Genomic DNA, 2,330 nt, shown 5'->3' with positions numbered 1-2,330 from the left:
GAGGATGTGGCTAAGAAAGCAAATAAGAAAATGACAAAACTCATTCAAACACAACTACAGCAATGGATTGCCGATTTGCCCAGTTATATCAAGGCTTATCTGCCAAATTTAAGCTGCGAAAGTTGAGATATTAAGATTTTGAAGGATTGATTTTATCGCATTCGCGGCTTGTTGATCCATTTTTTTGTGGAGCATAGTTATCCCTCCATTGTCAAACTTGATAACTTATTGTAACACAGATGAAGCCCATTCAATAAAATTCCCACATTAGCGTGGAAATTCAATTCCGGGTATGTATTAAGTCGAATCACTAGCTATCAGAAGCAAGCATGAACCTTTGAATTGGAAGTCAGATCTACACGGATATTACCCTGAGAAAAGTTGGTAACAATAAATCTGATAGGCATCGATTCAGTTAGACAAGAGCTCCATACGTTTTCTTTCTGAGTTCATAACTTATTTGCCATGGCTTTCGGTTCGTTTCCAATACAAACGAGTAATAGATACTCAAATGGAAAAGTTGAGAAATCGGAAGAAACAAGCTCATGACAAGCATTTTGATGGAGATATGCCAAAAAGAGAATATGATGAATACGTTACTTCTTTAAATCAGGAAATAGTTATCATTTTGTCTCCAATACAAAGGAATTGACAGGCTTGAGATGCTTACTAAAAAGCATCACCAATGGGATACGTGAATGGAAATCGCTTGTGCGGAAAGATAAACAGGAGATAACAGCGGCGGTCAAGGACAGAACAACTGATATGCTTAAGCTTTTCCTCAATTATATAGAAGGAGACATTGATGGATTCATGTTTGACGGTCTTACCGCTCCTTTAATTATTGATGAATCATATCATCAACATGCAGGATGATGTAAGGGTTCATAGTATACCTTGCTCAGACGTTCATACTTAGCTTCTGAGCAAGATATTGTATCCCCCCTCCCATTGCCTAGCCATCGACAAATGCAAGCTATGATAGAGTTTATGGCTGTTTGACGCGCCTGAGATTTTTTTCAATATTCTACAGGTGTAAATAACCGCTCTTATGGAAGGCTAGAAAGCTTTAGATTATTGACACTTATGATGGTATCCTTAATCCCAAACTTGAACTATGATAATTCTTATTACGTATGGGCAGGTAAATGCAACAAATAAGGGTCAATAAAAGGTTTTATATGGGGGACTCTCGAATAACTCAAATTTGGAAACCTAGTTATGAAAGAGGTGTACACAATGAACAGATATACATCTAAATAAACCCATAAAAGCAGGAGGTTATATATGCTTAGTTATAAAAACACAACCACCGAAGTTGCAAACAGTGGGATTGACACTGTAATTTTATCGGTAGGAGCGACGGAGCAATTCGGACCTTTCCTTCCGATGCATTTGGATACCCTTATTGCAGATTTGTATGCTGAAGCGTATGGAAGAGAATTAAATGCTTACATACTGCCTACTATTCCATTTAACACTTCTGAAGAACATGCCAACTGTAAGGGAACGGTAACTGTCAGTCCAAATGTTTTAACCGCAATGTTAGAAGATATAATAATAAATTTGGTAAGACAAGGATTCAAAAAGTTTGTGGTTTGCAATGGGCATGGGGGAGCCTACTGGGAAGGGGCTTTTATTAAGCATATAAATTACAAATACCCTCAGATTATCTTGATTGCTCCTAATCACAATAATCATAATGCTTGGGAAGAAGCAACAAAAAAGGCAGGACTCGAAGGTTTAAATGAGATGCATGGTGGGTTATTATCAGTTTGCACAGCTATGTGGCTCTGCCCCGAACATGTCAAAACGAGGTCTATGGGTTCAAACATTCCATTAGAGAATCGTTTTTATGCAGATTATATGGGGTGGGATAAACTTACCTAAGATGGATGTTGGGGAAAATTTGAAGAAGGAAGCTATACTGATGATGAATTAAGAGAAATAGGGAAGATATTTTGGGAAACGTTTATTATTAAAAGGACCGAAGGATTAAAACAAATTCTTGAAGAAGCATATCGCAGAAAGATGGCACAATAGCAACAACACTGGAAAGCGTGACCGCCTAAAACTAAATGGCGATCCTTTTTTTGTTCAAAATCAACATTATGCTATAACAGACTCAACAACAAAAAAGAGAGGTTCGGCACCCCTCTTTACTATTTCCGCCAATACATCCCAACTATTAGTCTTTCCTGACTGAATCGGCTACACTTAGTTGGACAGGAAAATTAGGGGCTAGTAGAATGAAATCATCACAATGAGGAGCGGATCTACTATGCCAAGAGAAAGACGTACATTTACAGCAGAATTTAAGAGACAAATGG

At 37.7% G+C, this 2,330-nt stretch carries 2 protein-coding genes; both read left to right on the top strand.

Going from position 1 to position 2,330, the window contains the following annotated elements:
* The first annotated feature begins 711 nt into the window (after window positions 1-711).
* The gene (locus ACH6EH_RS20095) at window positions 712-876 is read left to right on the top strand and encodes a hypothetical protein (RefSeq protein WP_397333583.1); all 165 of its coding nucleotides are present in this window, start codon (window positions 712-714) and stop codon (window positions 874-876) included.
* Between the two features lie 411 nt (window positions 877-1,287).
* Entirely contained in the window at window positions 1,288-1,890 is a 603-nt protein-coding gene (locus ACH6EH_RS20090; protein WP_397333582.1) for a creatininase family protein, read from the top strand.
* Window positions 1,891-2,330 lie beyond the last annotated feature (440 nt).

The sequence above is a fragment of the Paenibacillus sp. JSM ZJ436 genome (assembly GCF_044383795.1).
Lineage (GTDB): Bacteria > Bacillota > Bacilli > Paenibacillales > Paenibacillaceae > Paenibacillus_AQ > Paenibacillus_AQ algicola.
This window is presented reverse-complemented; position numbering and strand designations above follow the sequence as displayed.